The sequence below is a fragment of the Bacillus sp. FJAT-27225 genome (assembly GCF_001685025.1).
Lineage (GTDB): Bacteria > Bacillota > Bacilli > Bacillales > Cytobacillaceae > Bacillus_D.
The window spans coordinates 283,569-309,172 of record NZ_MAYU01000022.1; the positions used below are offsets into that span (position 1 = coordinate 283,569).

27 protein-coding genes are annotated in these 25,604 nt (G+C 44.1%); 9 read left to right on the forward strand and 18 right to left on the reverse strand.

Going from position 1 to position 25,604, the window contains the following annotated elements; translation table 11 throughout:
* Positions 1-58: 58 nt before the first annotated feature.
* The 3 genes from A8F94_RS17590 to A8F94_RS17600 form a co-directional block, all read right to left on the reverse strand.
* Positions 59-775 carry a YwiC-like family protein gene (locus A8F94_RS17590; RefSeq protein WP_066203261.1) on the reverse strand — a complete coding sequence of 239 codons (717 nt, stop codon included), beginning with the start codon at positions 773-775 and terminating at the stop codon, positions 59-61.
* Between the two features lie 308 nt (positions 776-1,083).
* Positions 1,084-1,617, reverse strand: coding sequence for a molybdopterin-guanine dinucleotide biosynthesis protein B (mobB, locus tag A8F94_RS17595; RefSeq protein WP_066203264.1), 534 nt, complete (start codon positions 1,615-1,617; stop codon positions 1,084-1,086).
* Entirely contained in the window at positions 1,605-2,870 is a 1,266-nt protein-coding gene (locus A8F94_RS17600) for a molybdopterin molybdotransferase MoeA (protein ID WP_066203269.1), read from the reverse strand. Before A8F94_RS17600 ends, mobB begins: the two co-directional genes overlap by 13 nt.
* 226 nt (positions 2,871-3,096) lie before the next feature.
* On the opposite strand from A8F94_RS17600, the gene ric reads away from it, so the two are divergent.
* Positions 3,097-3,792 (forward strand): iron-sulfur cluster repair di-iron protein, encoded by a 696-nt coding sequence (gene ric / locus A8F94_RS17605; protein WP_066203273.1) that lies wholly within the window; start codon positions 3,097-3,099, stop codon positions 3,790-3,792.
* A 437-nt stretch (positions 3,793-4,229) separates the two neighbouring features.
* Here the strand turns inward: ric and moaA are convergent, their stop codons facing one another.
* Positions 4,230-5,246, reverse strand: a complete 1,017-nt coding sequence (gene moaA, locus A8F94_RS17610) for a GTP 3',8-cyclase MoaA (protein ID WP_066203276.1) — start codon at positions 5,244-5,246, stop codon at positions 4,230-4,232.
* Between the two features lie 398 nt (positions 5,247-5,644).
* Here moaA and A8F94_RS17615 point away from each other — a divergent pair, with 398 nt between their 5' ends.
* Positions 5,645-6,331 (forward strand): Crp/Fnr family transcriptional regulator, encoded by a 687-nt coding sequence (locus A8F94_RS17615; RefSeq protein ID WP_066204047.1) that lies wholly within the window; start codon positions 5,645-5,647, stop codon positions 6,329-6,331.
* A gap of 87 nt (positions 6,332-6,418) precedes the next feature.
* Here A8F94_RS17615 and A8F94_RS17620 read toward each other — a convergent pair whose 3' ends face one another.
* From A8F94_RS17620 to A8F94_RS17635, 4 genes are all read right to left on the reverse strand, one after another.
* Positions 6,419-7,555, reverse strand: coding sequence for a TIGR04053 family radical SAM/SPASM domain-containing protein (locus A8F94_RS17620; protein WP_066204049.1), 1,137 nt, complete (start codon positions 7,553-7,555; stop codon positions 6,419-6,421).
* Positions 7,556-7,875: 320 nt separating this feature from the next.
* The gene (locus A8F94_RS17625; RefSeq protein ID WP_066203279.1) at positions 7,876-8,214 is read right to left on the reverse strand and encodes a DsrE family protein; all 339 of its coding nucleotides are present in this window, start codon (positions 8,212-8,214) and stop codon (positions 7,876-7,878) included.
* 24 nt (positions 8,215-8,238) lie between these two features.
* On the reverse strand, positions 8,239-8,547 hold the full coding sequence (locus A8F94_RS17630) for a metal-sulfur cluster assembly factor (RefSeq protein ID WP_066203281.1): 309 nt from the start codon (positions 8,545-8,547) through the stop codon (positions 8,239-8,241).
* 29 nt (positions 8,548-8,576) lie between these two features.
* The gene (locus A8F94_RS17635) at positions 8,577-9,404 is read right to left on the reverse strand and encodes an alpha/beta fold hydrolase (protein WP_066203284.1); all 828 of its coding nucleotides are present in this window, start codon (positions 9,402-9,404) and stop codon (positions 8,577-8,579) included.
* A gap of 203 nt (positions 9,405-9,607) precedes the next feature.
* On the opposite strand from A8F94_RS17635, the gene A8F94_RS17640 reads away from it, so the two are divergent.
* The 3 genes from A8F94_RS17640 (at position 9,608) to A8F94_RS17645 (ending at position 10,930) form a co-directional block, all read left to right on the forward strand.
* Positions 9,608-10,432, forward strand: coding sequence for a Cof-type HAD-IIB family hydrolase (locus A8F94_RS17640; RefSeq protein WP_066203287.1), 825 nt, complete (start codon positions 9,608-9,610; stop codon positions 10,430-10,432).
* Between the two features lie 159 nt (positions 10,433-10,591).
* Entirely contained in the window at positions 10,592-10,738 is a 147-nt protein-coding gene (locus A8F94_RS25875) for a hypothetical protein (RefSeq protein ID WP_175384459.1), read from the forward strand.
* Positions 10,739-10,741: 3 nt separating this feature from the next.
* A complete protein-coding gene (locus A8F94_RS17645; RefSeq protein ID WP_066203289.1) occupies positions 10,742-10,930 on the forward strand; it encodes a DUF3813 domain-containing protein in 189 nt (62 codons plus the stop codon).
* Positions 10,931-11,000: 70 nt separating this feature from the next.
* Here A8F94_RS17645 and A8F94_RS17650 read toward each other — a convergent pair whose 3' ends face one another.
* Together A8F94_RS17650 and A8F94_RS17655 are read right to left on the reverse strand one after the other, a co-directional pair.
* Positions 11,001-11,807, reverse strand: a complete 807-nt coding sequence (locus A8F94_RS17650) for a BsuPI-related putative proteinase inhibitor (RefSeq protein ID WP_066203292.1) — start codon at positions 11,805-11,807, stop codon at positions 11,001-11,003.
* Between the two features lie 67 nt (positions 11,808-11,874).
* Positions 11,875-12,717 carry a YitT family protein gene (locus A8F94_RS17655; protein WP_066203295.1) on the reverse strand — a complete coding sequence of 281 codons (843 nt, stop codon included), beginning with the start codon at positions 12,715-12,717 and terminating at the stop codon, positions 11,875-11,877.
* Positions 12,718-12,847: 130 nt separating this feature from the next.
* On the opposite strand from A8F94_RS17655, the gene A8F94_RS17660 reads away from it, so the two are divergent.
* Together A8F94_RS17660 and A8F94_RS25135 are read left to right on the forward strand one after the other, a co-directional pair.
* The gene (locus A8F94_RS17660) at positions 12,848-13,711 is read left to right on the forward strand and encodes a DegV family protein (RefSeq protein WP_066203298.1); all 864 of its coding nucleotides are present in this window, start codon (positions 12,848-12,850) and stop codon (positions 13,709-13,711) included.
* 87 nt (positions 13,712-13,798) lie between these two features.
* Positions 13,799-13,930, forward strand: a complete 132-nt coding sequence (locus A8F94_RS25135; RefSeq protein ID WP_077247798.1) for a DUF3941 domain-containing protein — start codon at positions 13,799-13,801, stop codon at positions 13,928-13,930.
* Between the two features lie 332 nt (positions 13,931-14,262).
* Here the strand turns inward: A8F94_RS25135 and A8F94_RS17665 are convergent, their stop codons facing one another.
* Positions 14,263-15,126, reverse strand: coding sequence for a CvfB family protein (locus tag A8F94_RS17665; protein ID WP_066203300.1), 864 nt, complete (start codon positions 15,124-15,126; stop codon positions 14,263-14,265).
* 139 nt (positions 15,127-15,265) lie between these two features.
* Between A8F94_RS17665 and A8F94_RS17670 the strand changes: the two genes are divergently transcribed.
* Positions 15,266-15,757: a YajQ family cyclic di-GMP-binding protein gene (locus A8F94_RS17670; protein WP_066203303.1), complete on the forward strand. Its 492-nt coding sequence runs from the start codon at positions 15,266-15,268 to the stop codon at positions 15,755-15,757.
* Here A8F94_RS17670 and A8F94_RS17675 read toward each other — a convergent pair.
* Positions 15,754-15,945 (reverse strand): hypothetical protein, encoded by a 192-nt coding sequence (locus A8F94_RS17675; protein WP_066203305.1) that lies wholly within the window; start codon positions 15,943-15,945, stop codon positions 15,754-15,756. The genes A8F94_RS17670 and A8F94_RS17675 overlap by 4 nt on opposite strands.
* A 172-nt stretch (positions 15,946-16,117) precedes the next feature.
* On the opposite strand from A8F94_RS17675, the gene A8F94_RS17680 reads away from it, so the two are divergent.
* The gene (locus A8F94_RS17680) at positions 16,118-16,984 is read left to right on the forward strand and encodes an SDR family oxidoreductase (protein ID WP_066203308.1); all 867 of its coding nucleotides are present in this window, start codon (positions 16,118-16,120) and stop codon (positions 16,982-16,984) included.
* A 47-nt stretch (positions 16,985-17,031) separates the two neighbouring features.
* On the opposite strand, the gene A8F94_RS17685 is transcribed toward A8F94_RS17680, so the two are convergent.
* From A8F94_RS17685 to A8F94_RS17710, 6 genes are all read right to left on the reverse strand, one after another.
* The gene (locus tag A8F94_RS17685) at positions 17,032-18,072 is read right to left on the reverse strand and encodes a LacI family DNA-binding transcriptional regulator (RefSeq protein ID WP_066203311.1); all 1,041 of its coding nucleotides are present in this window, start codon (positions 18,070-18,072) and stop codon (positions 17,032-17,034) included.
* Positions 18,073-18,256: 184 nt separating this feature from the next.
* On the reverse strand, positions 18,257-19,780 hold the full coding sequence (locus A8F94_RS17690) for an alpha-amylase family glycosyl hydrolase (protein WP_066203315.1): 1,524 nt from the start codon (positions 19,778-19,780) through the stop codon (positions 18,257-18,259).
* 73 nt (positions 19,781-19,853) lie between these two features.
* The gene (locus tag A8F94_RS17695; protein WP_066203317.1) at positions 19,854-20,696 is read right to left on the reverse strand and encodes a sugar ABC transporter permease; all 843 of its coding nucleotides are present in this window, start codon (positions 20,694-20,696) and stop codon (positions 19,854-19,856) included.
* A 2-nt stretch (positions 20,697-20,698) separates the two neighbouring features.
* Positions 20,699-21,979, reverse strand: a complete 1,281-nt coding sequence (locus A8F94_RS17700; RefSeq protein WP_066203321.1) for a carbohydrate ABC transporter permease — start codon at positions 21,977-21,979, stop codon at positions 20,699-20,701.
* A 268-nt stretch (positions 21,980-22,247) separates the two neighbouring features.
* Complete coding sequence (locus A8F94_RS17705; protein ID WP_066203323.1) at positions 22,248-23,525, reverse strand: extracellular solute-binding protein; 1,278 nt, start codon at positions 23,523-23,525, stop codon at positions 22,248-22,250.
* Positions 23,526-23,934: 409 nt separating this feature from the next.
* Positions 23,935-25,470: an alpha-amylase family glycosyl hydrolase gene (locus A8F94_RS17710; protein ID WP_066203330.1), complete on the reverse strand. Its 1,536-nt coding sequence runs from the start codon at positions 25,468-25,470 to the stop codon at positions 23,935-23,937.
* Between the last annotated feature and the right edge of the window lie 134 nt (positions 25,471-25,604).

Genomic DNA, 25,604 nt, shown 5'->3' on the forward strand with positions numbered 1-25,604 from the left:
CAATGTAAGGGTAAGCTAAAAAAAAGAGGAGCAGGTTTTCGGCCCTCTCCTCGTTTGCTTATATAAGATGAATGGTGACAAAAATGAAGAACAACACTGAGTTTACAATTTCTGCGATACCGATTTGGCTTGGGCTCATCTTTTTTCCATAAAACACGATTGCCCGACCCAGGCTTGGCAGGAAGGCTAACGCGAGCAGCCAATGCCCAAGAAACGCCAGAACAGCTGGTACAGCAGCATGATATCCCCATGAAATCCACTTAAAATGAACGTTTTTCTTTTCCCTAATCATTGTTTTCACGAAGAATGTACTTCCAATAAAGAAAAGAGCGGAAAGTATGAAAATGAGCATAGCATCAGCGGTTATTATTCCCTCGGGGAGATATGCGCTTGCCAGTCCGGCAAATGAAAAAGCGAAGATTGCGCTAAAATCATTCAATAAATGCCGATCCTTATTTTTGGATGAAAAATAACCGTTAATTGCAAAAAACGGAAGCATCATTAGGCCAAAATAGACAATCGATGGACGTTCATACAAAGGGAACAATAAAAGCAAAAGCGCCGGGATTATATAAATTACCGTCCACTTGATATGGAAACCCATTTTCTTTTTCTTAAAAAGAAGGAGCATTGGGTATGTCGCTAAATACAAGAATATCCAGCCAAGAAAGAATGGAACATGCTCCCAGACAAATCCGGAAGCCACAACTCCCAACCAGAAAGGTACAATCAGCATCGCCCACGCCCCGTGCTGTTTAGGCATAAATAATTTCATATTAAACACCCCTGTTAGCTATTTCATACCTCCATCATAGGCTAGCAACATGAGTGAAAAAGTGAAGTTCGTCACAGATAGTGTTAATTAAAATGGCGAAATTCGTAACGAAGCAGATTCAATTTGAAACTAAGGAGTTCGGGAACAAAACGGTCTGGCGGAAATGTGAAAATGTCCTTGAGCGGCACCTTCAAGAACAAAACGGCATGTGAAATTAGGAAAATGTCCTTGAGCAAGTTGCTCCTCAGTAAACTCAACAAAAAGACACAAAGGCTTTTCCCTTTTGTTTTTGTATGCACAAATTGTCATTAAAAATCGGCATGGCTTTCAGCCTCTTTAAGTATAATTTCCGATATGTGTTCCACTGCTTCTTCAGACTTAATCCAGAAAGCCGGTACGCCAGGAATTTTTTCGGGTGCAGTTTCCCAATAAAGGACAGCCAGAGTTCCATCAAGGCGGCTTAGCAGTTCTTCATCTTCCTTGTTGCGGACAAGGACAATTTTCGGATAACCCGCCCGTTTATGGCCTTCTATCAGGATAATATCCGGTCCAAGCGTATCCAAAAGTGTAATCTGCTGTTCCAGCTTCCAGCTTTCCTGTACCGCCTGCAATAAAAGAGTTCCGTCCCCTTCGACAATGGAGGCTTCAGCTCCGGCAGCTAGATGCCTGGATGAATCTTTCCCTTCCGGAACCGATGGCCTGCCTCCATGACCATGATGTTTGATGGTTGCCACCTTGAGGCCTTTTTTCGAAAGAATTTGAATTAAGCCCACTGACAGAGTCGTCTTGCCGCTGTTCTGGTAGCCGACAATTTGAAAAACGAATGGCCTTACCATGGCCATTCGCTTCCTTCCTGGTCTTCAAGCAAAAGGGTTTCCACTTCCGTTCCCGCTTTAAATCCTCTTGTTCCGCCTGGAAGAATCATAAGTGAATTCGCCCCGGCAAGACTCATAACAATATTTGATTTATCCAGCCCGCTTGGTGTTGCGAACAGTTTCCCCTTTTGATAGGAGATTGTACTTCTGACAAACCTGGTAAATGGATTTGCCTTCGCGAAATCGGTATCTAGTACCGCAAGTTCCTTACGGAGATGCGGCTTTTCAGAGCAAAGCATTGTCCGGATAACAGGCCTTGCAAATAGCTCAAACCCCACATAACAGGCAGATGGATTCCCTGAAAGGCCAAATAACAGCTTTCCATTGTGATGGGCTACTGTTGTCACGCTTCCAGGCCGCATTCCCACTTTATTAAACAAAATTTCAGCTCCAAGTTTTTCGTAGATGGCAGGCATATAATCAAAATCACCTACCGAAACGCCCCCTGTTGTGACAAGCATATCGACTTGATCCAGTGCTTCCTTGACAGCTTCAAAACAAGTATCAAAATCATCGGGAAGGCTGCCGAGATAGTTTACTTTCGCTCCGGCACGCTCAATTTGTGCGGCAATCATATAGGAGTTGCTATTCCGGATTTTACCTGGTACAAGCGGATCATTGACTTCGAGCAGCTCGGTGCCCGTCGCATAAAGCCCGACAACCGGTTTCTTGGCAACCGGTACTTCTCCATAGCCAAAAGTTGCCAGCATTGCCTGAATTCCCGGATTAATGATCGTCCCTTTCTTTACAAGGACTTCCCCTTCCTTCGCATCCTCGCCCTGGAAGGATACATTTTCACCTTTTTTAATTTTGCGTTTTATTGTCATGTAGCTTTTTCCATCGCGTTCAGAGGTTTTGGCAAGCTCAAGCATCATGACAGCATCTGCACCTTCCGGCATCATCGCTCCTGTCATAATTCTGACAGCCTGTCTTCTGCCCAGTACTTTAGAGGTTGTTTGGCCGGCTCCAATATGGTCGATAACCTCAAATTCAATTGGGTTTTCCAAGCCTGCTTCAAGTGAATCTTCGGCGCGAATCGCAAAGCCATCATATGGCGCGCGTGTAAAGTGTGGAACATCACTAGTCGCAATTAGATTCTCTGCCAAAAAGCGTCCAAAACTTTCGTTAATTGATATAAATTCGGCCTGGCCGGTTTGTTTGATTGACATGATTCGTTGAACGGCTTCACTAATCGAAATTGGCTTTCTCATTTCGAGCATCTAATCATCTCCTGAGCCATATCTTTATTTACCTATCTCCACTATAAGGGTACTTGAAACAATCCCCTATGGCAAACGTGCAAATCGTGAATATTTTATGTCCAAATCACTAATTTCCTAAAATTAATTTAATAGTGTGATGCGCGTCACCAACTTCTATTTTCCTATGCTGTATCTTACATATATAAGCTGAATTACTACCTTTTACAAGGAGGATATATTGCAAATGTTAAAAACATATTCTGAACAGACACTTGTCCGAGATCTCGTGAATGATTTTCCAAAAACGGCTGATGTATTCAAGAAAGTACGAATCGATTTTTGCTGCGGAGGCGCCACTCCAATAGCAGAAGCAGCGGCTTCAGGAAATGTAAACCTTGAGACACTGATGGCCAACCTTAATGAAGTAATCGAAAAAAGCAGCGGAGCCGCCAGTGACATGAAGGTTTGGATCGATTCTGATTCAAACACAATTATTGACCATATCATTGTTCAATACCATAACCCGCTCCGCGAAGAATTTGCCACTCTGAGCCCATATGTTACAAAAGTAGCACGTGTCCACGGTTCTAATCACCCGGAACTGCTTAAAATGAATGAACTTTTTTACGAATTGAAAAAGGAAATGCTTGAGCATGTGGATAAAGAAGAAGCATCTGTCTTCCCGCTCATTAACCAGCTTGACACTGACACCATTGAAGACCGGGAGCAAGCACTCCATTACATTAAGGAGCTAGAGCAGGAGCATGACCATGCAGGGGCGATCTTGAAACAGCTTCGTGAGGTAACAGGTGACTTTACCCCTCCACTGGATGCATGCGGAACATACCGTCTCGTATACCGCCGCCTCGAGATGCTGGAAGAGCAAACTTTCATGCATGTCCACCTGGAAAACAACATCCTGTTCCCTAGATACTTTTAATATAGAAAAAGCTTGATTCAAATGGAGGCTGGCCCAAATAAGTTTTTGGGGGCCTCTTTATGTTGGGTTGAAAATCGAAGAAGTGGTGATCGCACACTTCACTGAAGTCCTGCCTCTTGACGACCCTGCCGGTGAGAAAATTGAGTGCACAGTCGTCAATAGGAGTTCTTGACGACTTTATGGTAAAAAAATTGAGTGCACTGTCGTCAATTGAGTGACCAATACGAGCTGGACTTTTTATAGTAGAGTTATATTTCGTTTCATAGAGTTTACGTGTTGCCGGGATGTGTCTGAAGTGTGAATAGGGGCGATATATGGTTCGTTCAGGGCGATAAAATGGTGAAAACGGGTGATAAATTTTTGGCCCGATTGTGGTGCGGATTTTAATCCTACTAAAAAACTGCCCGAAGCTCTTGCTCCGGGCAGTTTTTCTATATCTATCCACCAATATAAGACATTTCAATTTTTTTGCGAGTGGCGGCTGATTCTTCGGTCCGTTCATCCGAATACCGGTCGGCGCGGCCGTTCCAAATCGATGTAACCCGCTCGGCGATTTCCTCATCTGTGGCACCATTTCTCATGAAATTGCGCAGATCGTGGCCATTTCCGTTGAAAAGGCAAGTAAAGATTTGGCCATTGGCTGATAACCGTGACCGTGTACAGCTTGAGCAGAATGATTCCGATACTGAGGTTATGAAGCCTACTTCCATATCTGTCCCTTTATATCGATACAACTTGGCTACTTCACCAAAGTATGCGGGATCTACAGGCTCGAGCTCATACTTTTCACAAAGCATTTCGTAAATCTGCTTTTTCGTAACGACATCATCCATTTTCCAGCCATTAGTGCTGCCGACGTCCATAAATTCAATATAGCGAAGCTGAAGCCCATTGTTCTTGCAGTATTCAGCCATCGGGATGATTTCCTGATCGTTCAGGCCTTTTTTGACAACCATATTTACCTTTACACCCAGGCCGGCTTTGCGTGCAGCGGCAATTCCGTCAAGAACAGGTTTAGTCCCGACATTCCTCCCGTTGATTTCACCAAAAAGTTTGTCGTCTAGGCTGTCAAGGGAGACGTTCACACGTTTCAGACCCGCTGCTTTCAACTGCTCCGCAAACTTAGGCAACAAGACTCCATTCGTTGTCAGCCCAATATCGCTCAATCCTTCAATCTTTGACAGCTTTTCAACGAGAATCGGCAAGTCCATGCGCAGAAGCGGTTCGCCGCCTGTAAGCCGGATTTTTTCGACACCAAGACTGACAAATATATTTGCGAGTCTTTCAATCTCTTCATAGCTAAGCAGGGCAGCCTTTGGCAAAAACACAAAATCAGGACCAAACTTATCAGCCGGCATGCAATATTGGCAGCGGAAGTTGCAGCGATCAATGACCGAAATCCTCAAATCCCTCAATGGCCTGTTCAATTTATCTTTAATAATGGTTTTATCCACTTTATCAACTCCAATATATGGGGTTTGTTTTCAGTCAAAGCTTGGTGTATATGCTCACACTAACGCCTGGTTACCAGTAAAAAGAACTTTACGATCGCTAAACCCATTCAAGGAAAATTTATATACTATTAAACTTAATTTAAACATATACATATTGTTTACTTTATTTTCTTATTTTAGCATAGATAGACTCTGTTGGGTTACGTCTTTGCCTATTTAAAAGCAGTTGTCAAAGAATGTTCACCGATTCTGCCTATTATTTGAGGTTTTCACTATATTGTCATTGTTAATCAGTTTTTAACCTTTTGAGCTGATGTAGAATGATAGTAACAAAAATCACAGACGGACTTACAAAAATCCTAAGCAAAGAGGTGGCTGCCATGGGTGCTGTTAAAGTAATGAAACCAACCCACTCAATTGAAATAAAAGAGATTCTTCACTTTGCAGACCGGAAGTTTAAAACGGAACGCGGCACATTTTTATTTCAGGAAGGCATGGAGGCACAGGAACTCTATATCGTTCTTTCTGGAAAAATTCAAATCTCTAAGATTACGTCAGATGGCCGTGAGCTTTCACTTCGCATTTGCGGGGAAAATGATATATGCGGTGAGCTGACTTTATTTACCGCCAATCCGAAATACCTTCTTAGCGCAAAAGTTATTGAGGAAGCCGAAGTCGCGGCTATCCGAAAGGAAATCATTGAAACTGAAATTTTCCAAAACAGCGCCCTCGCCTTTGAATTCATGAAATGGATGAGTGACCATTTCAGGAAAACACAAACGAAGTTTCGTGACCTTGTCCTGAACGGTAAACGGGGAGCCTTGTTTTCTACGCTGATCCGAATGACCAACAGCTATGGCATTCACAAGGATGATGGCATATTAATTGATTTACCCCTTACAAACCAGGATCTAGCTAATTTTTGCGGTACATCCAGGGAAAGCACGAATCGAATTTTAAGCGAACTAAAGCGGGACGGAATCGTCACAATTAAAAAAGGGAAAATTACTGTTCATGATCTTGATTACCTTAAGCTTGAAATTGGCTGCGAAAACTGTCCTGCGGTTTATTGCAGTATTGAATAACGTCTAACCTGCAGGGGGTGTTTCGACGCCCCTTTCATTCGATACAAATACAGGAAGCCCTGAAGCTGAGGGCTTCCTGTTTTTCATTTATGCTTGGTTTGCTTTTTCTCTCATTGCTTTAGGAATGTATACACAGAACGGTTCGCTCTCAAGGTAATCCCCAGTCATGGCGTAAGCCCTTGAGCGGGAACCGCCGCAAACATGGCGGAATTCGCAGACACCGCATTTGCCCTTGTATTCGTCCGGATTGCGCAGCGACTTGAATACTGGCGAGTTTCGATAAATTTCCGCAAGCGGGGTTTCCCTCACATTTCCTGCCTGGATTGGCAGCAATCCACTCGGATACACATCACCGATATGGGATATAAACACAAAGCCATTTCCATCGTTTACTCCCTTTGGCGCACGGCCAAGGCCATCGATCGAACCGGTCAGGCCATGCTCGGTCAATGCATCAAGATACTCGATTTTTCCTCGTTGCTGCCTGGCTTCGCGTGCTTTCTGCTGAATGACAACCCGCCGGTAATGCTGGCCGGCTGTTGTTTTAATATCAAATGAAACACGCTTGCTCAGGTCGTACAGCCAGCGGAATACATGCTCATGCTGTACAGGGGATATCATATCGCTTTCTTGTCCTCTTCCAGTTGGAACAAGGAAAAATACGCTCCACAGCACACACTGCAGTTCTTCCATCAGCTGAGCCATTTCCTCCAGGTAGTCGATATTGTACCTTGAAATGACGGTATTGATTTGAATCGGAATTTCAAGCTCATGCAAATAGTTAATCCGTTCAAGGGTCAAATCAAAGCTTCCCGCAGTTCCCCTGAAGTGGTCATGTATTTCAGCATTAGGGCCGTCAAGGCTGAATGCCCATCGGGAAAGGCCGACTTCCTTCGCCTTTTCAATCGCTTCCTTCGTTACATTTGGTGTCGCACTTGGTGTCATCGAAACGCGGACACCTTTTTCGACAGCATATTTGGCAATATCAAATACATCTTTTCGCATCAGCGGATCCCCGCCTGTAAATACCAGCATTGGGTTCTGCATTTCGTAAATTTGATCGATCAAATTCTTGCCTTCTTCAAATGTTAGTTCGCGGGGGTCGCGCATATATTGAGCTTCTGCCCGGCAGTGCAGGCACTTAAGCTGGCACGCACGCGTCAGCTCCCATATAACAATAAATGGATTTTCATTAAAATCCCTTGCGAATGGATTCTTTTTCATTATTAGTTCAGGATCAAAAGCCATATTTGGACCAAATGCCATATTAAAAACGCCTCCTAATTGGCTGGCAGTTACTAGCCTTGTTACTCGTTATTATAAAACTGTATGGATAGTGGAAATGTGAGGTAGGTCACATCAGGAGAGGTTTCTTTGACGTATTTGTGAAAGAATACAACATAAACAACATGTGTATATTTGAAAGAGGTATGAATCTTTGGAGAGTCGTGGAACATTTGGTTGTGAAACAAGAAAAACCGGGGCGTGCCTGGCACTGTTCGCATTTTTCAGCAAAAAAACAGCAGCCGCACTGGCTGCTGTTTTTAAGATATGGTCATTATTTCATATTTTGCGGAAAGTTCGACGAATTCACCCATTGTGCTAATTTTCCCAACTGAAATCGAGTCTGTGAGTCCATAATGCTCGACACACGTCTTGCAGGCAAGGATTTCGACGCCTTTCTGCTCAAGCTCCTTCAAATGGACTGACACAAAGGAATCATCGGTCATCAAGTATACTCCGGAGTTCATACAGAAAACTGCTCTTGGAAGTTCATCGCGCTGCTTCAGCAATGTGAAAAAAGTTTCGAGCACATTGACACCAAGTTGCTCGTCCCCTCTGCCAAGCTGGTTGGAGCTGGCTAGTATAACCTTATTCTTCATATCATTAGCCTGCCTTCCGTCTAATTACCTTATTCCTAATGCGATTTTTGCATAACGGGACATCATTTCTTTGCTCCAAGGCGGATTGAACACAATGTTAACCTCTGTATCCTTAACCTCCGGAATATCAGCAAGCGCACGCTTTACCTGATCAACAATCGTTCCCGCAAGCGGGCAGCCCATTGATGTCAATGTCATTGTTACCGTGGCTACGCCTTCCTCATCCATTGTTACATCATAAACCAATCCCAGGTTAACAATGTCAACTCCGAGTTCCGGGTCAATAACAAGCTCGAGTGCACCCATAATACTGTCTTTTAATTCTTGATCCATCTTTATCGCTCCTTACGTTAGTTTGATTTCTATACATTACTTACTATTTCAATACCCATATTTACCTGCTCTTCATCCTGTGAAATTCCAGTTCCGAGATGAAGGCTAAACCAGTCCACAAGGCCGTATGTACCTTGTCGTGTCACCTTATGGCCAGCGTGCTGTTCGGATATAAATTTCACGTCGCCTTGCCCGTTTTTGCCAGCAAGAAGTGATTTATAAAAATCCCAGGCAAACCGGTGCGGAACAGTCGTATCTGCTTGGCCATGCCAGAACAATAGAGGCCTGCCTGCCAGTTTTTCCGGTTGAAGCGTTAGGTCGTATTCCTTTAATGCTTCAAGCTGAACCATTAATTCCTCTTCAGATTGTGGAAGCTCATAGCCGAGCCTTTTCAGCTCGGAAACTTGCCAATTAGCCATATCATAATAACTTGGAGAGCCCATCAAACTTACGGCTGCACGAACCCACTCAAACTTTGTCAGCGCCCCGAGCGTAATAATCCCGCCCATTGATGTGCCGGCAAGCCCTATCCGGTCCGGGTCGGCAAGTTCTTTTTTTACATAAAAGTCCTTCACGCCATTTACTTCATGGATTGTATTTATTACGATATCCCAAAAGCGAATGGATAACTCATTTTGAGAGAGGCCCTGTTCACGTTCACCATGGTGAACAGCTTCTGGAAGGACTACCCGAAAGCCTTTCTCAGCAAGTAAATAGGCAATATGGAGATTGTTTTCCTTTGCACTCCCAAAACCATGCACGAACATGACAAATGGCAAACGTTCCGCCTGCAGGTGCTCATCAACTACATGCAGGACGGGAATACTGTTTACAACTTCCTTGCTTATTCCGATCAACTGAAAAACCCTCCCACATATTTGCATTATATCGGATAAAAAATCCGTTTGGTGTGAATTTTTTTACACCTTGGCTGTTTTATTGGTAACATGATGATTATAACCGCTGTGATTAAAGTCTCAACCTTAGTGTATCATTTTTGCAGCGTGAATCATAAAGAAGTAACTTGTATGCAAATTCCCCATTTTGAGAAGGAGATGCCATGACAGAAAAACACTTGATCGCACTTGATTTAGACGGGACGCTGCTTACGGATGACAAGGTCGTCTCAGAAAAGACGAAAGATGTTTTAATGAAGGCGAAAGCTGAAGGCCATATCGTTATGATTTCAACAGGCCGGCCGTACCGTTCCAGCGAAATGTATTATCACGAGCTCGGGCTTGAAACTCCAATTGTTAACTTTAACGGCGCTTTCGTCCATCATCCTCTTGACCATAGCTGGGGTGCCTATCACACTCCTCTGGATATTAAGACTGCGAAGGATATCGTAGAGGCATGCCGGAATTTCACATTCCACAATATTATCGCTGAAGTCATTGATGATGTGTATTTCCACTATCACGATGAAAAGCTGATTGACTTGTTTACCTTTGGCAACCCGAAAATTACATCCGGCGACCTTGCAGAGAAACTTGAGGATTCCCCAACTGCTATGCTGATTCACAGTGAGGAAGAAGATGTTAAAAAAATCCGGGCTCATCTAAGCGAGGTCCATGCCGAGGTGATTGACCACCGCAGTTGGGCGGCTCCGTGGCATGTTATTGAAATTATTAAATCCGGCATGAATAAAGCTGTCGGAGTGAAGCGCGTTGCAGACTTTTACGGCATTCCGCAGCAACGTGTCATTGCTTTCGGAGATGAGGACAATGACCTAGAAATGATTGAGTATGCTGGTAAAGGCGTGGCCATGGGGAATGCTATTGATGCCCTAAAGACCATTGCCAAGGATATAACATTAACCAATCAGGAAGATGGGATTGGTGTGTACCTTGAAGAAACATTGAATTTAAAAACAAAAATATATTAATCAGTTTTTTCCTTGCCCGCCACAGTTGGCTGGGCTTTTATTTTTCCATTGTATTCGTATTACCTGTCATCGTTTTCCTATTTAGGCATTGCCCCATAAGAGCATACTAGCAATGAAACAGCTTTCTGTTTCATCAGCTCATAAATGGAGGGATTTCGAATGGGTCGACGATCAAGGCGCTTTGTAAAGCAAGGATCGGATTCAGTAGAGAGGCATAGCCAGCGCATCCCGTACCATATGACGTTTGCCGAGGCTGAAGAACGTAAATTGGCCAATGCCCGTGAAAACGCAAACGGGGGGTTATAACGGATGGCGAATCAACTTTTTCAGCAAGCCAGGCATTATACAGCTGCCGCGCTGACTGCATCGCCGGAAGGAAGGCAGGAGGCAATCGCCAAAGCGAAAAATGCGCTTAGCTCTGCCTATGCCAATTCAACAAGGGCTGAGCAAATCCAGCTTGGCGAAATGCAATCAAGGCTTGATAACCTTGAACAGTAGATTATACGGGCAGTTGTGTGCGTCACAATGAGCGAAGAAAGGCCGGCACAGCAGCCGGCCTTTTCTATTCCTAATTGGTTCCCCTAAATTGCTGAAGGACGATGGCCACTGGCTCTCCTGTAATCGATCCTCCGGCAGTCTTTTCATATAAATTCAATATGAGCGTGCCATTTTTAGGGAGCTGTTTGGCTGGAATCGTCAGCTTTAATTCAAATTCGGCCCAATCGGGGTATTTGCTCCCCGACACAACTTTCATTTCTTTTATCAGCTGGTTATGGCCATCTTCAACCGTGTAAAAGAATTCTCCTGTCCGTGGCCTGGCCTTCCCTGTCACTGTATAGCTGCCATTGGAACCAGTTACGTTTATTTCATGGAAAACAGTGTTTTCCCCAGGTGCTTCCGATCTGGAATCGCGCTCTTTGCCAGGCACCTTGATATCGATAGAAGCTTCCATCCCTTGAGGGTCTACCGGCTTCCCGCTAAGCTTTACAGCTTTAACATTTACAGTGGCTTTATAGAGCCCCGCAGGAACCCGAATTCCATCTGCCGAATAGTTCCAGGCCTCCTTCCACTGCTTCGATCCGCCTGGCGGAATCGTTATATACTGGAATGCCTGGAGAAAGGCTTTTCCTTTCGAGGATGAATAGACTTCACTTCCACTATTGTCGAGAACCACGACTTCATAGAATTCCGATGTTGGAAACTCAAGCTTCACCGGTGCGTTTGTTGCATTCGTAATTGTAATCGTTAGCTGGGCGGCCTCTGTACCGGGCTCGGCCTGGATTGCCACTGAAATACCTTGGCCCGGGTTTCCTTGGTTTTGAGTAACCGGCAGCCAGAAAGAAAGAAGCAGCCAGGCAGCAATTAGCAGATTCAAACATATCCCTCCATATCGTTATATTGGCTCCATTCATATGTTCTTTTTTTCTGGCTGAAAAAATACATCAGTCGCGCCGAAACAATCCAAGTACAGCGGTGGTTGGCATAATATTGGTAAATGCCTTCGGGTCTATTTGTTTAATAACCCGCTCAAGATCAAACAGCTCATAGCGGGTAATGACAACCATTAGGATTTGCTTCTGTTCATTGGTATAACTTCCCTTGGCCGGAATTTCTGTTATACCCCTGACCAGGGCTGATTGAATCGCTTTGCTTAACTCGTCGCTTTTTTTCGAAACAATCATGGCGGTGAGTTTTTGGGCACGGGTATGGATTGCATCTATGACCCTGGTTGAAGCATAGAGATTCACCAGCGTATACAGTGCCTTCTCCCAACCAAACAAATAACCTGCCGATATTGTAATGATGGAATTGAGTGCGAAAATATAGATTCCGACTGGTTTGTCCTTTACCCTCGAAAGAACCATCGCAATAATATCGAGTCCGCCCGTGGATGCCCCCCACTTCAAGGTAATCCCAATTCCAACCGCAGCGATCACCCCGCCAAAAACCGCGTTTAAAAGGATATCATTTGAGATATGCCTTATTGGGATTAATTCAAGGAAAAATGACATGAGGACAACACTAATAAAGCTGTAAATGGTAAAGGACTTCCCAACCTTTTTCCAGGCAAGGATGGTAACCGGAATATTCAGGATCAGCACCAAGAAGCCAGTTGAAATGGAAAATGGGGTGATTCCTGTCAATATTCTTGAGAGAAGTTGTGCCGCACCGGTGAATCCTGAAGCGTATACATCCGCCGGGATTAAAAATAAGTTCATGCCAATGGCATTTAGAAATGATCCAATAATAACGATCGATAATTTCTTTGCGTGAAGCCAATACATATTTTTTTCTCCTTTCATCCTTCTTTGTATATTTCCCGTTTTAGGTTAATTATGCCGAACTTCATTGTATTTTTTAGGTAAAACCGCTAAACTGAGGAAAGAGAATGAGATTTGAAAGCAGGTGAATTTTATGTCAGTAAGACTATTTGCGGACAGTGCTTGCGATTTGCCGCTGTCATTTTATGAAGAGAATGGGGTGGGCCTTTTCCCATTGAAAGTCCATCTGGACGGGGAAGAATACGAGGATGTACGTACCATTTCATCAAAGACGGTTTTTGAAGCGATCCGGAACGGCAAAATGCCAAAAACATCACAGGCCTCACCTGCAGGTTTTGAAAAAACCTTTACCGAAATGGCAGAAAACAAGGAAGATGGTATTTACATAGCATTTTCATCCGAACTATCAGGCACGTACCAGACCGCTGTGATGATGCTTGAGCAGGTTAAAGAGAAATATCCGGATTTCAACCTAACGATTGTTGATACAAAAAATGCATCTCTCGGCTATGGCCTGATCGTCCTTGAAGCATCCAAGCTTGCCGCATCAGGGGCTACCAAGGAAGAAATACTCGCCGATGTTGAGTTCCGCAGCACACATATGGAAAGCTTATTTACTGTTGAAGACCTCGATCATTTGGCCAAAGGCGGACGTGTTTCCAAGGCATCCGCATTTCTTGGCGGACTATTGAACATTAAGCCGCTTCTCAATGTGGAGGACGGCAAGCTCGTTCCTATTGAAAAAATCCGCGGCAAAAAGAAACTGTTGCGCCGTGTGATTGAAGTGATGGAAGAGCGGGGCCGCGATATGGATCAGCAAGTGATTGGAATCAGCCATGCCGATGACCTTGAAACTGCGAATGAAATGAAGAGAATGATTGTGGAAGCATTCACACCAAAGGAAGTTTTTATTACTGAGATTGGCGCTGCAGTTGGCGCACATACCGGCCCTGGCACCATTGCGATCTTCTTTTTGAACCAGCTCCCCGAATCCTGATTTTTCTTGGCAAAAACACTTGTCTTGCATACTCCTTTCTGGCAATACAGACACTAAGACTGTATTTCCCGGAAAGGAGTTTTTACTATGCCCCACACTTCAGACAATGACAAAAAGGCAAAAGACAATAACGCGCTCCGCCACGAAAAGAACATGATGCGCGAAAAGAACCGCAAAGCTGGCAGGGATTCGTATTCTAAAAAAACGGATCATTTGTAAAGTTGAACGGCCCGTATTGATCGGGCCTTTTCGTTTTTTCTGGGATGTGGCTGCTCGGATTTAGTACAAGTTTTCGCTAAATTCGGTTTGGGATATAGCTGTTTTTCACTAGTACTACTCAGAGACTTACTAGTTATTCTGTGAGAAATTATAGTCGTACTCTGAGTAGTACTAGAAATGACTATTCGCCGGGACCACACTTTTTCACTAAGTCCGGTTCAGATATAGCTGTATTTCACTAGTACTACTCAGAGACTAACTGGTCACAGTTTGCTACTTAATCTGACGAAACAAAAACCGGACCCACTATATTGGATCCGGCAGCAAAATGATTATTCTTCTTTCTTATACGTCCAGGCACCCTCCTGATAGACCTTTCCATCCTTCATCAATTTCCCAAGCGCACGCTTGAACGCACCTTTACTTATTCCAAAGCGCTCCTGAATATCCTCGGCCTGGCTTTTATCGTTAAACGGCATTGCGCCATTTCTCGAAAGCAAGTAGTCGTAGATTGAAGCTGCATCCTCATCAAGCGCATCCTGCTTCCGTGCCAAAAGCGACACGTTGACAGTGCCATCTTCCTTGACATCAATAATCCTTCCCTCGACCATCTGTCCAAGGCGCGGTTCCTCCGCCCGCTGTGATTCATGGATAAAGCCACGGTATCCCTCGATAGTGTAGATCCAACTTCCAACCTTTGCGGTCCTGTAAATATGGCCCTGTACATTTTTATTAAAATCAGATCGTGTTGCTTTTGATGAAATCTCCTGTATCACAGGGTCTGTCGCAAGCTTTGCGTAAAGCCGGTACTGCCTGTTGACGCGAATAGTCGCATAGACCATGTCGCCAACTGTCGGCCAGATGGACTTATGTACTGGCAAGTCCTCTTCACCAAGAAGAATGTCCTTCTGAATGCCAATATCAAGGAACACACCCACTCCCGCCTTGGTGTCGACTACCTTAAGCCAGCCGTATTCCCCTGCCTTAATTGAAGGCATTTTCGATGTTGCAACGACTCTGCCGTGTGAATCTGGATAAAGGAACACTTCAACCTTGTCCCCTTCTCCATACTCTTCCGCTGCTTCATTGCTGTGAAGCAGGACATCCTCTTCTCCATCTGTTAAAAAATATCCATAAGCAGCTGTTCTGGCCACCTCGAGGGTAACTGTCTGTCCTACCTGTTCAATTAATGCCATTTCTTTAACCTCCATCTATTTAATCCTGGGACAAGGGTATTCCGTTTGGAAATTTCCCTCTCCTGTGCCATTTGTTGTTTCACCTTTTATATTCTACTATAATGGAACAAGGAAAGAAAAATTGTATCGGAGGTACCACATGTCAAAAGATAGCTCATTCGATATTGTATCCAAAGTTGATTTCGAAGAAGTAAAGAATGCACTGACAGCGACAGCTAAAGAAATTTCAACCCGCTATGACTTTAAGGGCTCTAAAAGCCAGGTAACGCTTGATAAGGAAGAGCTTGTGCTAGTATCGGATGATGAATACAAGCTGGGCCAGCTGAAGGATGTTCTCCTCAGCAAATTGATCAAGCGCGGTGTGCCAATCAAGAATCTTGATTACGGAAAAATGGAAGGTGCTTCCGGCGGGACTGTCCGCCAGCGTGCAAAGCTCGTTCAGGGCATTGACAAGGACAACGCAAAGAAAATCAACACCATCATTAAAAACAGCGGCCTAAAGGTAAAAAGCCAAATCCAGGATGACCAAATCCGGGTAACCGCAAAAAGCCGCGATGACTTGCAGCGCATCATTGCGGCAGTCAAGGAAGCAGACCTTACAGTTGATGTTCAGTTCATCAACTATCGCTAATACCTAATGAAAGCAACCGGGATGAATTCGTCCCGGTTGCTTTTTACAATCATTATTCTTTTAAATAGTCTCTGGAACCATTCAACTTTGCTCTCTAGGCCTTCATTTTCTGGCCAGCCATTCTCCCCAACTGCCTCACCACATTTTTCACTTACTACTAAGACGACTAAAAATGTTTTTGGTTTCATTATTTAGGCTCAGGCTGTGCGAACTCAACCTCCCCTTCTGATGAAGGATGGAGAGCCATGATTTTTCCAGCTGTTCCCGTCTTCTAATTGGATACTTCTATTTTTTTCCACGTTATAATCCCTTTCAAAAAAGGAATTATGGGGGTAGGACTAATTATAGGAGGCTGATACGATGAACGAAGAAAAACTTCCAAAGGAGTTCCCGCCACAGGAGCAGGATCACCAGCCAGGTGTTGAAGGAAAAATGCATCCTGAGCCAATTTCTGTCGACCCGAACTATAAGGGCAGCGGCAAGCTGAAGGATAAAGTGGTTTTAATTACCGGAGGTGACAGCGGCATTGGGAAATCCGCTGCGATTTATTTTGCCAAGGAAGGCGCAGATGTGGCGATTGTATATTTGGATGAAACCTCTGATGCAGATGACACGCGGCGACAGATTGAAGATGAAGGCAGGAAATGCCTGCTGATTCCCGGCGATGTAGGCAATGAATCGTTTTGTAAAGTGGCAGTTGAAAAAACAATTGAGAAATTTGGCAAACTCGATGTCCTAGTCAACAATGCTGCAGAACAGCATCCGCAGCAAAGCCTGCTCGATATCTCAGCCGAGCAGCTAGAAAAGACATTCCGAACAAACATTTTCTCAATGTTTTACCTAACAAAGGCCGCCTTGCCGCACCTGAAAAAAGGTGCTTCCATCATTAATACAGCATCCGTTACGGCGTATGAAGGAAGTCCAACGTTAATCGATTATTCATCAACGAAAGGGGCTATCGTGTCGTTTACACGCGCGCTCTCCAACTCCCTTTCAAAGGACGGAATCAGAGTGAATGGAGTTGCTCCAGGGCCGATTTGGACTCCGCTCATTCCGGCGACATTCGATGCTGAAAATGTTAAAAAATTCGGCACCGATACACCAATGGGACGCGCGGGACAGCCATTTGAGCTTGCGGCTGCCTACGTATTCCTGGCTTCTGATGATTCTTCCTATATCAGTGGACAAATGATTCATATTAATGGTGGTAAAGTCTTAAATGGCTAATGACACCAAAAAAGAAGCCGCCTATTTCGACGGCTTCTTTCATATTTTTAAGATAGTACAATTCTTTCTCCACTAGGGCCAGCTGAGGAACTGCGTTTAACAAGATGATGTTTGATGATAATCCTTTTTGTCGGTTCATCCGGTTTCTTGATCATCTGAATTAAGCTTCTCGACGCCTGGAAGCCAAGGTCGAAAATATTGATATCAACAGAAGTCAATGGCGGCCGGGCCAGCTCTGCCAGAAGGACATTATTGAAACTGACAACCGAAATATCCTCTGGAATCCTTACACCAAGCTCATCAAGCATATTAAGTACTCCAAGTGCCATAAAGTCATCGGCGACGAGCATGGCTGTCGGCTGATTCTCCAGCTCCATCAGTTCGCGGACAGCCTCCATCCCGCCCTCCCGAAGGAACTCTTCATGCGATATATACTCGTTGCATAGTTCAATTCCGTTTTCCTTTAATGCAAGCTGATAGCCATGCAAACGGTCAATCGTTACTACTAGCTCCTTGCTTCCACCAATGAAAGCAATTTTCTGATGGCCAAGGTTGATTAGGAATTCGGTCGCTTGTTTGGCTGCCTGAACATTATCATTATCGACATGGGTGATTTGGCCAACAGCTTTATAAGGCTTCCCCACTACCACAAACGGAAAATCCCGGTCAATCAAGTAATTGATGACTTTATCCTTCACCTTTGAATATAGAAGGACGACACCATCAACACGCCTTCCCTGGACCATATGAATCACTGCATCAAGTATTTCCTCATCCGTACCTCCAGTTGTCATCTGGAGCGCATAATTTTTCGCCCTCGCACCTTCACTGATTCCTTGAAGGACGACCGGGAAAAATGGATTCTGAAAACCAACATCCGCCGCTGGCATGATGACGCCTATCGCCTGAGTGGATTGGCTGGCAAGGCTCCGGGCAATAAAATTCGGATGGTATCCCAGCTTGTTCATTGCATCTTTTACTTTCTGCTTCGTTTTTTCACTAATCCGCGGATTATTGGCGATTACCCTTGAGACGGTTGAAGGGGCCACATTTGCCAATTTAGCTACATCTTTAATTGTAACAGCCACGCTATTCCCCCTTTCCAACTGTACTATATCGTTCAAGCCTAAAGTTTACTAATAATACTATTTTTCAATAATTCTTAAAGAAATGCTACCGTTTTTTCATTTTGGACGAATTATTTTTAATTTGGCTACCGCTGCCTTCATACAGCATATTTCCCATGTTATTTTAGGTTTGAAATCTTGCTTATCATTTCCTGGCTCTATTTCTAAAAAAGAATAATCCTGTTGCTGCAGCCAAGAAGGCTGCCGTGCCGAAAATAATAGGGATAGAATTGGAGGTTTGCTCCTCAAGTGAATAGATTTCTGCTACTCCACTCTCAAGCGATAGTTCGTATCCATCATCGAGGGCTTGACCAGAATAGCCGATAAGCAAACCTTGCAGTCGTTTGTTTTCACCGAGCTTCTCAATAGGAATTGTAACTTTTTGGCCTTTGGATGTATTATTGATGGCGATGAGGGTTGTTTCTCCCTTATAGTCCCTTTTATAAACGGCCATGCCGTCCTTCTCGTGAAGCTTTTCCATATCGCCTCTTGTCAGCGATATCCGTTTTTCGCGGAGTTCCCCAAGCTTGGAAATATACTCTACCAGCCCGTTATCGGCTGTAAAATCCATCAGCCTCCGGTTATCCGGATCATTTGCCCCATCCATGGCAATTTCACTTCCATAGTAGATGATTGGGATTCCAGGAGCTGTATACATATAAGCAAGAGCCAGCTTCCAGCGGGCCACCGGATCCTCCTTGGCAAGCAGCACCTCGCGCGTAAAGCGGACCATATCATGATTATCAATGAATGTCCCCATTAAATATGGGTCCTCATACAAAACTTTATTCCTTGCGGCAGTCGAAAACAGCCAATCGAGTGTTTGGTCTGGCTTGGCAAAAGCCTCCCGAAGCTGTTCGTGAAGCGGGAAATCAACAAAACCATCTATTCCAGCCTTATCATATTGGGCGATATAGTTCGGATCATCCGTCCACACCTCTCCAATCAAATAGAAATCTTCTTTTTGTGCCTTTACTTCCTTTGAAAATTCTTCCCAGAAACTGACTGGTACATGGCGGACAGTATCGAGACGATAACCATCTACCCCTGTTTCGTTGATCCACCATTTGGCTGCATCGAGAAGAAATTTTCTCACATCAGGATTGTCCTGATTGAAATCGGGAAGGTCATACAGCCAATTATTTTCAAGTTCGTCCTGGCTCTCCCAGTTTACAATTGGTTTCTTTTCATGAAACCAGCCCAGCTTTTCAGGATCCATCTGCCATGGATGAGAAGGGCCGACATGGTTGACAACGAAGTCCAAGATGATTTTAATGTCACGCTTATGGGCTTCTTTTACCAATTGCTTGAACTCATCGATGGTTCCGAAATGTTCATCGGTTTTATAAAAGTCGTTAATCCAATAGCCATGGTATCCACCTTTTTCATTGTCAAAAACAGGTGTCATCCAGATGGCTGTAAAACCCATGCTTTTCAAGTAATCAAGTTTGGCGATGATTCCCTTAAAATCACCGCCATGGTAAGCCTTTGGATCGTTCGGGTCGGAATCAAAATCATTGCTTTTATCCCCATTATTGAACCGATCAACCATCAGGAAGTAAATGGTTTCGTCCTGCCATATCGTTTTTTCTTTCCCAGTCGCTTGAGTTTGTAAAGCTCCCATCACAAACCAAAGTGCCAAAAACAGCACTGCCGCCCTTTTCCCCATAGTACATGATCTCCTTTAGCTAATAGGGACGGTTTTCCCCTACCTTCAGCAAAGGAGAACCGTCCCTATTTGTTTACCCTTTCGTACCGCCGGCGGTCAGGCCTGATACGAAGAAACGCTGGAAGGATAGGAACAATATTGCAATCGGTACAGCGATTAACACTGCTCCGGCTGCAAATGTTGTAAACTCGGCGCCAAATTGCTTGGCAACCATGTCATAGAGCCCCACAGCAAGCGTATATTTTGTTTCAGTCCTAAGCAGGATGCTCGCAATAATAAAGTCACCGAATGGTGCAATAAAAGCGAACAGTGCAACGACAGCTATGATAGGAGTTGCCAGAGGCATGACAATCTGAAGAAAAATCCTCATATGGCCAGCACCATCAATTTTGGCTGACTCATCCAGTTCCTTGGGAATGGTATCCAAATACCCTTTCATCAGCCACGTATTCATTGGAATCTGGCCGCCCGCATAGACAAGTACAAGGCCAAAATGCGTGTCCAAAAGTCCTGTTAGCTGCGCCAGAATAAAGATAGCAATCAAGGCTGCAAAGTTAGGAATCATTTGCAGAACCAAGAATGTCATCAAGCTATTTTTCCTACCCACGAAGCGGTAACGCGAGAAAGAATAGGCTGTCAGGCTGACGAGGACAACGGTAAGCACCATTGTCATCACACTGACCTTCAATGAGTTCCAGTACCAATGCAAATAATTGCTTTGAGTTAAATCGAACAGCTCACGATAGTGTGCTGTCGTCGCATTTTTCGGGATAATGGACGATCCTGAAAGGCTTTGGCCCGGATTGAAGGAGGAACCGACAATCCATGCGAGCGGGTATAAAATGATAGCAAACATAATTGCTACGACTAAATACGTTAGGGACAGACGGATTATTTTCTGTTTTTTCATATCCATAGTTACATCATATCCTCTTCCTGGAATGACTTCGTCTTCTTAAACTGCCACACGGCTACTGTAATGACGATGATAGATAACAGTAGGGTGATGGCTGCCGCTTTTGAATACTGCGCTGATGTCATTGTCAGGCGGTAAATCCATGAAATCAATATATCGGTACCGCCGGCGTTTTGCCCAGTAATTGCGGGGCCGCCGCCATTGAATAGATAAATAATGTTAAAGTTATTGAAGTTAAATGTATATTGCGTAATCAGGATTGGCGCGGTTGCGAACAAGACAAGCGGCAGTGTAATGTTCCTGAACTTCTGCCAGATTGTCGCACCGTCGACCGTGGCAGCTTCGTACAGTTCATTCGGAATGGCCTGAAGCACGCCAGTCGTCATCGCAAAAATGAACGGGAAACCCAGCCAGGTCTGAATCAGGATTAAAGCAAGCCTTGTAAAGAAAGGCTCGGTCATCCACGGAACATTCTCAATCCCAAAGAAAGCTAGAATATGAATATTGATTGTACCGAAAGACTCATTGAACATACCAGCGAACACCAGGATTGAAACAAATGCAGGTACCGCCCAAGGCAGGATGAACACAGTACGGATTATCGCTTTGCCTTTCAAGTCTTTCTGATTTACCAGGATGGCCAGGAAAATCCCAAGGGCAACCTGGAAAGTCGTCGCAATGAACGTCCAGACTATTGTCCAGCCAAATACACCAAAGAATGTTTTCCTCCAGATATCGACTTTAAAAATATCAAAAAAGTTTTTGAGTCCTACCCAATCAACCAGCTTTGCAGGCGGAGAATGGTAAAGATCATAGTTGGTAAACGCAAGCAGGATGACGAAGATGATCGGGAAAATAACAACGAATACAAGCAACATAAAGCCTGGCGACATGATTAAATAGGGAAAGCCGTTGTCAATCAGGTTTTTGTATTGTTCCCTGATCGTGCTGATCGGTTCATTTTCATCACGCTTTTTGCCAATTTTGTAGGCGTCATTCAAATTGAAAGCGTAAAAACCGAGCCCGAAAATAGTAATGATGATGGCAAGGATGCCATATACCATATAAAAAATGGAATGGTCTTCGAATGGAATTTCTCCGAGCGTAAAAATCCCCCAAAATCCGTAGTCCAGCAAATTGCCGAACACGATGAAGAAAGACACTGCCAGGATGAGAAAAACACTTCCCTTTAGGGCTTGTTTGTTATAAAACTGCCCCAGCCCCGGAATGATGGATAATAGCAATGCGGTTTTGCGGTGTTTGGTTGAATAGGAATCAGACATCCTCTATTCCCCTTTCTTTTTCTCTAAAAAACTACTAAACTTCCATAGTCCCGAATTCAAGGATTCAGGCCTTCCCGCAGTGGCTTTCCATGTTGTCAGGTGGGTAAACCAAACCGGGGCTCCAAACTATTCTTCGTTCAGAGACTTGGTCAAAAAGGAATGGCTTTCTTTCTCAACAAGTATCTGAGGAATATTTTGGTACGTGAAATTTTTAAAAAAGATAGCAGTATCCCTTTGCCAGGGATACCGCTATGCTTCTTAAACTGCATTACTTGGAGTGGTTAGCTTCAATGTTTGCGTTGATTTGCTCAACTGCGGACTTCATTGCAGCATCTGGCTTGTTTTTGCCAGTGGCAATAGTTTGAAGTGCGTCAGCCATTGGCTTCCATACTTCAGCCATTTCCGGAATGTTTGGCATTGGAATCGCCACTTGAGTTTGAAGTGCTACCGCTTGTGCACCTGGGTCATTCTTGATCGCTTCATCTTCAACAAGCGCTACGTTTGTTGGAACTTCAGCAGTTTGCTCAAAACGGTATTTTGCATTTTCATCGTTCGTGATGAACTCAAGGAACTTTGTTGCCCACTCTTTATTTTTCGAATGAGCAGATACGTGCCAGCCTTTAACACCCATGAACGTAGTCATTGGAGTGCCATCAGCGAATTTTGGAAGTGGAGCAATACCGATATCAATTCCGGCATCGCGGTAAGGGCCAAATGCCCAAGGACCACTCATGACAGAGTAAGCGTTGCCATCCTGGAACAATCCATCCATTGCCGAGCCGCCAGACTCACCAACGATACCAGCTGGGAACAATTTTTCTGAATACCACTTGGAGATATACTCGGCACCTTTGATTGCGCCATCATTTGCAAGGCCTACATCTTTAGGGTCTAGAGTGCCATTATTGTCTTTGAAAACATATCCGCCGTTTCCGCCAATTACAGCATGAGCGAAGTAGTAGTTATCCCAAAGAGCAAGGAAACCGAATTTGCCGCCTTTTGAGTTTTCTTTTGAAAAATCATAAAGTTCTTCCATTGTTCCAGGAACTTCAGTCATGAGAGCTTTGTTATAAATGAACACTGGAGTTTCTGCAGACTTTGGAAGTCCATAAAGTTTTCCATCAAATGTTTGTGCAGCGATGGATGATTCAGAGAATGTTCCCTTTACAGAATCGCTGACTTCTAGCGGGGTAATTAAGCCTTCAGTTGCCACCTGGCCGATTTGGTCATGTGGGAGAGTTACGATATCCGGGCCAGTTCCTGCAGGTCCATCCAAGCGGAGCTGGTCACGCATTTTAGTTGCCATCTCTACTTCTTTGAATTCGATCTTGACGCCTTCTTTGGCTTCGAAGTCTGCCGCTACTTTTTCTAGCCATTTGGATTTGTCTTTATCTTCCCAGACTACTAGCTTTTCAGGTTTTGATGTCTCTTCTTCCTTCTTGCCGCCGGTCTCTGTACCTCCGGTCTGTTTGCGCTCTGGTCCGCAAGCTGCAAGGACACCAAGGACTAGAACGACCATCAAAAGCATGGATAAAGCTTTTTTCATTTGAACCCCTCCTGGAATGTCTTCCATTTATTAATAGATTGTTCAACCCGCTTCCGACACCATGCAATAAAACGTTTACATTTAGTGAAAACGATTGCACAACTTAATTTTTATTATAGAGCATTTGGGCGATTTGACAACTAATTTTTTTACACCCAATGAAGTTTTATTATCTTTTTTTGGCTATAAATTAGCAAAATACTCTTCTAGCATAGTTTATTACTAGAATAATTGCTTAAAAATTAACAACAAGCTTTCTGTCTTGCCTTTGGCCAGATGAAATAACCCGGGCATACGGTTGCACATTTTCACTATAGGATTATAGCAAACGGTATTTATTAACGGCTGGATTGTCCTTCCAACTAAAAAGAGCCAACCCAATGGGCTGGCCTCTTTTCTTCAATATGAATCAAGCGTTGTTTTTTCGCTGGCTGCGCTTTGCCAGAATGACTAAAAATACGGCAAAGAGAATCCAGACGAGTGCGACACCGCCAATCAAACCAAGATTCAGGCCCTGTTTTTCCATCAGGACATAAACCTCACTTTCTTCGCGGTCAAGAATTAGCGTATAGCCTTCCTTGCTGCCTTCCGCCTCATCCCCCATCAGCAAGCCTCTCAGTTCCATGCCGTCGCTTTCAACCTGCTGCGCATCAAGGTTAATCTTTTGAGTTTTACTGGAATTATTTATTGCAATGATAGCTGTTTCCTGGTCATATTCTCGTTTAAAAACAGCTACTCCATCCTGCTCATACAGCTTTTCCATTGTCCCTCTTGTAAGCGACGGAAGCTTCTGGCGTAAAGTACTCAATTTCCCGATATGGTCAATCAATTCTTTGTCAGATCGGAAATTCATCAATTTCCGGTTATCAGGCGCTTCTCCCCCATCAAGGGCAATTTCACTGCCGTAGTAGACAATCGGGATGCCCGGGGCAGTAAACAAATAGGTTAAAGCCTGCATCCAGGGCGCCCCCGGAAAAATGTTATTAGAAATAATATCCCTGGTAAATCTCACTGAATTTTCATTATCAACGAAGGTTCCAAGTTCAAAAGGATTTTGAGCGGAAACTTGTGCATGTTCCCATTTAGTAAAAATCCCTTCCAATTCCTGGTCAGGTTTCGAAAAACCCTTCCTTATGTCATTTAGGGAAGTGTAATCATAGTATCCATTAAAACCAGCATTCTTGTATTCCTGAATGAGTCCCGGATCTGATGAATTTAAGTCGGCTATTAAATAGAAATTTTCCTTTTCTTCCTTTACTGCTTGTTCAAAAGCAGTCCAAAAGCTTGCAGGCACTCTGTCAGCAGCGCTTAACCGGTACCCATCAATACTTGTCTCTTTAATCCACCATTTAGCGGCATCAATCAAATACTGTTTAACATCCGGGTTTTCATGGTTTAGGTCTGGCAGCCCATCAACCCACTCAGCCAGCTGTTGTTCCCGGCCGGATAAACCTGCAGCTTCTTCTTTATTATTGAACCATTCCTCGCCCTTTTCACGTACTAATTTGCTGTTTTCCCCAACACTATTAGCAGGAAAATCCACGATTACCTTCATATCGTAGTTATGAGCTTTATTGACAAGCTCCTTAAATTTCTTCATGGTGCCAAAATGCTCTTCTGTTTTATAATAATCGTTTACCCAATATCCATGGTAACCATTTTCCACATTGTCAACTACTGGTGAAAGCATAATTGCCGTGAAACCCATATCCTTTATATAGCCAAGCCGGTCAATGATTCCCTGGAAATCCCCTCCGTTGTACGCGTTCGGATCGTTTGCATTGATGCCTGCATGATCCTTGCTGCTATTGTTAAAGCGGTCAATCATGATGGAGTAAACCATTTCATCCTGCCATAGCCTTTCCTCTTTTTCCAGCGCCTGAACCGGCAATGCCCATAGAAGCAGTAACAGTATCAGGATGCATCTCGCAAGTCTCCCTTTCATAATCCCATCCCCTTATATCCAGGCAGCAGAACTGCCATTAGTAGAAAATTCATTCTTATTGCCCTATAGTATTTTACCATACTCCTAGTCATTGTCAGCCATCGCCTAATAATTGATTTTTCTGGAACCGTTTA